Source organism: Paenibacillus humicus NBRC 102415, from assembly GCF_004000905.1.
GTDB classification, from domain to species: domain Bacteria; phylum Bacillota; class Bacilli; order Paenibacillales; family Paenibacillaceae; genus Paenibacillus_O; species Paenibacillus_O humicus.
Genome location: NZ_BIMD01000030.1, coordinates 64,771 through 71,114, shown reverse-complemented (window position 1 = coordinate 71,114; position 6,344 = coordinate 64,771). Strand labels below are relative to the sequence as shown.

Annotated in this window: 7 protein-coding genes; all 7 read left to right on the top strand. The window is 60.6% G+C overall.

The window, feature by feature from the left end; all coding sequences use genetic code 11:
* On the top strand, positions 1-1,324 hold a 1,324-nt coding region (locus PHU01S_RS17225; RefSeq protein WP_127508760.1), incomplete at its 5' end, for a helicase-related protein.
* On the top strand, positions 1,321-2,274 hold the full coding sequence (locus PHU01S_RS17220) for a ComFC family protein (RefSeq protein ID WP_127508757.1): 954 nt from the start codon (positions 1,321-1,323) through the stop codon (positions 2,272-2,274). The genes PHU01S_RS17225 and PHU01S_RS17220, both read left to right, overlap by 4 nt.
* 245 nt (positions 2,275-2,519) lie before the next feature.
* Positions 2,520-2,933, top strand: coding sequence for a TIGR03826 family flagellar region protein (locus PHU01S_RS17215; protein WP_048745994.1), 414 nt, complete (start codon positions 2,520-2,522; stop codon positions 2,931-2,933).
* Positions 2,934-3,077: 144 nt separating this feature from the next.
* Positions 3,078-3,347 carry a flagellar biosynthesis anti-sigma factor FlgM gene (flgM, locus tag PHU01S_RS17210; RefSeq protein WP_021881530.1) on the top strand — a complete coding sequence of 90 codons (270 nt, stop codon included), beginning with the start codon at positions 3,078-3,080 and terminating at the stop codon, positions 3,345-3,347.
* A 13-nt stretch (positions 3,348-3,360) separates the two neighbouring features.
* Complete coding sequence (locus PHU01S_RS17205) at positions 3,361-3,858, top strand: flagellar protein FlgN (RefSeq protein WP_049868363.1); 498 nt, start codon at positions 3,361-3,363, stop codon at positions 3,856-3,858.
* Between the two features lie 15 nt (positions 3,859-3,873).
* Entirely contained in the window at positions 3,874-5,415 is a 1,542-nt protein-coding gene (flgK, locus tag PHU01S_RS17200; RefSeq protein WP_127508754.1) for a flagellar hook-associated protein FlgK, read from the top strand.
* A 20-nt stretch (positions 5,416-5,435) separates the two neighbouring features.
* Positions 5,436-6,344, top strand: a complete 909-nt coding sequence (flgL, locus tag PHU01S_RS17195) for a flagellar hook-associated protein FlgL (protein ID WP_049868361.1) — start codon at positions 5,436-5,438, stop codon at positions 6,342-6,344.

The following is a 6,344-nucleotide window of genomic DNA, read 5'->3' as shown; positions in this document are numbered from 1 at the left end:
GGCGGACAGGCTGCGGCGCTGGCGGCTGAGCCCCGCGCAGAGCGCCGCAGCCGCAGCCGCGCTGCAGTTCATCGAGCGGCCGGCTCAGCCCGGCTCGGACCATTCCGCAGTGCCTGCAGCGGCTTTGTCCCGGCCATCCGTCATGAATGCTGTCCCTCTGGACACTCGCTCGGACGATTCGGCAGCGGCGGAACAGGCATATGCCGAGCGAGGCCGAGGGAGTTCCGTGGTGGCAAAGGTTCAAGCTCTATTGTTCGATTTGGGCGGAGCTTTCCGTTCCCGCCTGTTCAGGCCGGCTTCTCCTCTTCCCGCATTCCTGATCTGGGCGGTGACCGGAGCAGGCAAGACGGAGATGGTGTTTCCGCTGCTGGAGTCGGTGCTCTCCAGAGGAGGCCGGGTGCTGGTGGCGGCGCCGCGCCGGGATGTCGTCCTGGAGCTGGAGCCCCGCGTCCGAAGCGCCTTCCCGAATCATCAGGTCGTCGCTCTCTATGGAGGAAGCTGCCAGCGATGGGAGAGCGGCTGCATTACGCTGGCGACGACGCATCAGCTGCTCCGCTTCCGGGAAGCTTTCGATCTGGTTGTCGTGGACGAGATCGATGCCTTTCCTTATGCGGGCGATCCGCTGCTGGCCCGCGCCGCCGCCGCCGTCTGCCGCCGCGGGGCGCCGGTCATCCTGCTGACGGCGACTCCCGGCAGGAATCTGCGGCGGCTCGCCCGAAGCGGCCGGCTGCCGCATGCCAAAGTACCGGTCCGCTACCATGGCCATGCGCTGCCGGTTCCCCAGCGTCTCGCCTGCCCGCCGGCAGCGCGTCTGATCGAAGCGGGGAGCCTCCCCCGCAGCCTGGCGAAGGCGATCCGGATTTCTCTGGCGAGGGATGCCCAGATTTTCGTATTCGTCAGCCGAATCCGGCAGGTGGAGCCCTTGGCTGCCCGTCTGGCCGCCTGGTTTCCCGGCACGGAGGTGGCGGGCACCCATTCCCAAGATCCCGAACGCGGCGACAAGGTGCTGCGCTTCCGCGAACGTGGCATCCGGCTGCTGGTCACCACGACTATTCTCGAGAGGGGAGTGACGGTTCCTAAGAGCGACGTTTTCGTCCTGGACGCCAATGACCGCATTTTCGGAGAAGCATCGCTGGTGCAGATCGCAGGCAGAGCGGGCAGATCGTCGGATGACCCCGGAGGAAGGGTATACTTCGCGGCGCCGGAATACACGGGATCTCAGGCGGGCGCTATCCGTCAAATCCATGCCATGAACCGGCTGGCCGGCGGCGGAGCGCTCGGAGGGCCCGACTCGGCCTGCCAGCCGGAGCGGGGGGGCCGATGATGATGGCCAAGCACGACCGTCCCGCGGCCGGGACCGCAGGGAGAACAGGTCCATTCCTGCCGGGAGGAGAGAAGCCGTCCTTTTCAGCCCCGCTGCTGCGCCGTCTTCTGGACCTTCTCTCGCCGGCACCGGCGCGCTGCATCATGTGCGGCAAGCCATACCGGCCGGGAGTCCCCAATTCCCAGGGCATCTATGCGACGAGCTCCCTGCCTCCGGATGCATTTCCGAGAGGCTGGCAGGATTCCCTATGCCGGCCATGCAAGGCAGGCATTCCCTGGATCCGAAAGACGGCCTGTCCGGTGTGCGGACGCCCGGAACAGTGCGGGGATTGCCGGAGACGGACTAACGGGGGGCTGCTCCGCAACCGGAGCTCCGTCCGCTATGATTCTTTCATGAAGGAGCTTCTCGCGAGATATAAATACAAAGGAGACGAGGCGCTGCTCCCCCTGCTCGGCGCCATGCTGCTGCCCGCTTATGAGCAGCTGGCCTCGGATGCCCTCGGCATGAGGGCGGGCCAAGGCCTCTCACGCCCGGCATTTGATTTGATTGCGTATGTGCCGGTCAGCCCGGAACGTCTGCGCGAGCGGGGGTTCAATCAGGCGGAGCGGCTGGCGCATCGGCTCGGCCTGCATGTCGGCTTGCCCGTAGCAGACCTGCTCCGGCGGCGGGAGGAACGTGGGAAGATGAGCTCCAAATCCCGGAGCGAGCGACTGCAAGCTTCCGAGTCCTTGTTCTCTGCCTCAGCGGAAGCGGAGACGCTTCTGCAGGCAGCCGCTCTAAACCGAGCTTCGTACCCGGGCGCTTCGCCCTCTTCCGTCGCGCCGCTGAGCCTTCTCATCGTGGATGATATTTATACGACGGGAGGGACGCTGGACGGCTGCGCCAACGCGCTGCATGCAGCTTCGCCTGTGCCGCTCGATATCCGTTCCCTTGCTTGGGCGCGGGCTTGAGAGCGTCCTATTTCTTTTTTTGTGCAATCGCTCCCCGCCCTCAAGAGGCGGCGGAGCTGTTTGGCATGTCTTCAGCGTCTGCCTGCGGAACGTTCCCAGGTCTTTTCGGCCTCTGCATTCTCTATACAAGGGTTCCTCATGCAATTCCCAATACATTCCTGCCATCCTGGACTCCAATGTGACGCTCTCTCCGCCGATAATAGAACTACACAGTCTGGTATCATGAAAGGGGCTTGGCCCATCCGATGAACAATCTCGACAATTGCCCGCGCTGCGGCAGGCTGTTCGCCAAAAACTTCCGCGATGTCTGCCCTCAGTGCATTCGGGAAATCGATCGCGAATACGAGCTCTGCTCCGACTATCTCCGCAAGAACCGGGGCACGGCCATCAACGAGCTGTCCGACATGACCGGCGTCAGCATCCGGCAGATCACGAAGTTCATCAAGGAAGGCCGTATTTCGCTAATCGATTCTCCTAATTTGAGTTATCCATGCGAATCCTGCGGAATTTTGATCCGCGAAGACCATATGTGCGAGTCCTGCCGGGCCCGCCTCAAGAACGACGTGCGTCGAATGAAGTCGGCCGAAGAGGAAGCGCTCCGCAGCACATCGGCCTTAAGGGCCTATCAGAGCAAGAATATAGGCAAAGATCGTACTTGAGTACGGGATGAAATTCTTGTTTATACGATAAATATAGGACTTGACAATTAGTCCGACCGCTCTATTCAGAAAGCTTTTGGGCAGGCCGATAATACGTGTAGAAGCCAAGGCCGATCAGAAAGCCCAATAACGAGGTGAATGGCAATGAAAATAAATGAAACCGGCAGGATCCTTCCTGTCAGCGCTTATCAGAAGACAGGCGCCGAGAACCGGGTGCAGGAAAGCGCCCGTCCCCGCAAGACCGACCAAGTGGAAATTTCCGAGGAGGCCAAGGAAATGCTAGCCAGCCGCCAGCCGGAAAGCGCCGAGCGCAAGCAGCGCATCCAGGAGCTGAAGAACGAAGTGGCTTCCGGCAATTACCGCGTAGACGCCCGCAAGATTGCCGACAAGCTATGGGATCATTTGAATTCTTGAGGAGCGAAGCATCATGCCGATAGAAGCGATTATCGATACGCTGGAGCAGCAGGATGCTCTTTATTCTCAGATGATCGAGCTCGCCGACCAAAAGACCCCCGCGCTCGTAAAGGGGGATCTGGATGCCCTGAATGCGCTCCTGATGAAAGAACGCAAGCTGGTGAAAACGGCCGGCGAGCTGGAGGAGCGCAGGACGACGCAGGTGAACATCCATTTTTCCAAGCTGCAGCTCCGGCTTCGCAGCGGCAAGCTCGCCGACCTGATCCGGACGGTCAGCCAGCCGGAGGACAAGCAGAAGCTGACGGAGATCCAGCAGGAGCTGAGCGGCAAGCTGGAGCGGCTGAGAATGAAGAATGAGCATAACCAGCAGCTTTTGCGGCAGTCGCTTGAATTCATCGAGTTTTCCCTTGAGCTTGCCAGCGACCAGCCTCACGACGACTATACCTATATCCATCCGCAGGCAGGCCCGGGCGGTTACGCCAAGGCAGGCATGTTCGACAGAAAAGGCTAGAGGAGGACAGCCCTAATGGCTTCCACTTTTCACGGAATCGAAACGGCCAAGAGAAGCCTGTTCACGCAGCAGACGGCTCTCAACACGGTAGGCCACAACATATCCAACGCCAATACGGCAGGTTATACGCGCCAGCGCGTGAACATGTCGGCGGCGACGCCGATGGAGCCGTTCGGATTCTTTCATTCGACCGCTGCCGGACAGCTCGGCACCGGTGTCGAGGCTTCCACGATCACCCGTCTGCGCACGAGCTTCCTGGATGATCAATTCCGGGGCGAAACCCAGGCCCAGGGCAGCTGGCAGATCCAGGCGGAGACGCTGGACAAGCTGGAGAAGATCGTCAACGAACCGTCCGACACGGGACTGCGTACTCTGGTCGAGAAGTTCTGGTCCTCCTGGTCCGATCTCAGCAAGGATCCGGGCAACATCACGAATCGCCAGATCGTCAAGCAAAATGCGATCGCGCTGACCGACTCGTTCAACCAGCTGAGCAAGCAGCTGACCGATCTCAGCGGGGATCTGACGAACAGCGCGGATACGAAGGCCCAGCAGGCGACTTCCATCCTGTCCTCGATCGCAGATTTGAACGGCCAGATCAAGCGCATGGAAGGCATGGGCGACCAAGCCAACGACCTGCGGGACAAGCGGGATCTGCTCACCGACCAGCTCTCCAAGCTGGTCAACGTCAACGTGACCGAGACGGCCGACGGGTACTCCATCGCCATGGGCGGCGCCAACCTCGTTGCGGGAACCGTCAGCTCGGTGCTTACCGGAGCGGGGCTGGAGGCTTCCTATCAAGCGGGCGATCTCCAGGGCGGCGAGATTTTCGGCACGTTCAAGGCGCGCGACGCCAACGTCAAAGGGCTGCAGACGCAGCTGGACGTTTTGGCGAATACGCTGGCCAACGGGGAATTCCAGGTCACCGTACCGAAGGGCTCCGTCCTGCCGGGAACGACCGTCCCTCTGGCGGACGATACGATCATGACCGTCAAAGGAATCAACGGCTTGCACAAGCTGGGGTATACGCTGGAGGATCCTGCGACGGCAGGGCTTGATTTCTTTACCTTCGATACGGCCGGCGGAGCGACAGGCATTACGGCAGCCAGCATCAGGCTGAATCCCGCCATCAATTCCGATCCGAACAAGATCGCCAGCTCCATGCGCACTTCCACGGACGCGGCTGGCGTCACCACCGTCGTCAAAGGCAACAATACGCTGGCGCTGCTGATGGGCGAGGCCAAGGACAAGGCGTTCACGATCGATTTGACCTCTTCCGGAGGCTCCGTATCCTCGGCGACGGTCGGCAGCTATTACAATTCCATCGTCGGCCTGCTCGGCGTCCAATCCCAGGAAGCGCAGCGGAAGTACAGCAATTCAACGGCGATGGTCGATCAGGCGGACAGCAGCAGGCAATCCGTCAGCGGCGTTTCCACCGATGAGGAAATGTCGGACATGATCAAATTCCAAAATGCATACAACGCAGCCGCCCGCTTCATGACCGCGATGGACGAGCTGCTCGAGAAGCTGATCAACGGCACCGGACAGGTCGGCCGCTGACGTTAAGGAGATGAACGGTTATGGCGCTTAGAGTGACCCAGGGCATGATGCATGCCCAGCTGATGAGCAACCTGAATACGAACCTGAGCAAAATGTCTACGCAGCAGGACCAGATATCCACCGGCCGCAAAATCAACAAGGCTTCCGACGATCCCAACGGAATCACCTACGGGCTTCGCTACCGCAGCGATCTGGCGGGCAATGCCCAGTATCAGAGCAATGTCGCCTCCGCCCAATCCTGGCTGGACTTCAACGACACCCAGCTCGATCAGGCGACGCAGATTCTGCAGCGCGTGACCAGTCTTGCCACCCAGGCATCGACAGGGACGAACACGCAAGACTCGCTCGACGCCATCAACAAGGAAATCGCCGAGCTCAAAAACCAGATGACGGATATCGCCAACAGCAGCTTCAACGGCAAATACGTCTTCGGCGGCCAGTGCTTCGATCAAAAGCCTTTCCCGGCCGGAGCGGACGCCAAGGGAATCGCCGCCGACGGCGGAGACGTGACCTATGCGATCAGCGAATCGATCACGCTCAACGTGAACCTGAAAGCCTCCGACGTATTTGGAGCCGCAGACGCAGCCGGCACGACGGACAACGTCTTTTCCGTTTTCGACCGTCTTTCAGCCGCGCTTTCGACCTCGAACTACGGCGCCATCGGCGGCGAGCTCGATACCATCAAAACCCGGATGAACAAAATCATTTCGGCACGCGCGGAGAACGGCGCCCGGACGAATCGGGCGGAGCTGATGGACAACCGGCTGAAGGATATGAACATCAGCCTGACGGCCCTCCAGTCCAAAACCGAGGATGCCGACGTCGAGAAGCTGTTCCTGGATTCCACCGTCAGCCAGAACGTGTATCAGGCTTCCCTATCGGTCGGCGCCAAGATCATCATGCCTTCTCTCGTCAACTTCCTGAACTAG

Bases quoted from the DNA above. Each gene is read 5' to 3' on its own strand.
- PHU01S_RS17220 (WP_127508757.1), top strand. From the start codon at position 1,321: ATGATGATGGCCAAGCACGACCGTCCCGCGGCCGGGACCGCAGGGAGA.
- PHU01S_RS17215 (WP_048745994.1), top strand. From the start codon at position 2,520: ATGAACAATCTCGACAATTGCCCGCGCTGCGGCAGGCTGTTCGCCAAA.
- flgM (WP_021881530.1), top strand. From the start codon at position 3,078: ATGAAAATAAATGAAACCGGCAGGATCCTTCCTGTCAGCGCTTATCAG.
- PHU01S_RS17205 (WP_049868363.1), top strand. From the start codon at position 3,361: ATGCCGATAGAAGCGATTATCGATACGCTGGAGCAGCAGGATGCTCTT.
- flgK (WP_127508754.1), top strand. From the start codon at position 3,874: ATGGCTTCCACTTTTCACGGAATCGAAACGGCCAAGAGAAGCCTGTTC.
- flgL (WP_049868361.1), top strand. From the start codon at position 5,436: ATGGCGCTTAGAGTGACCCAGGGCATGATGCATGCCCAGCTGATGAGC.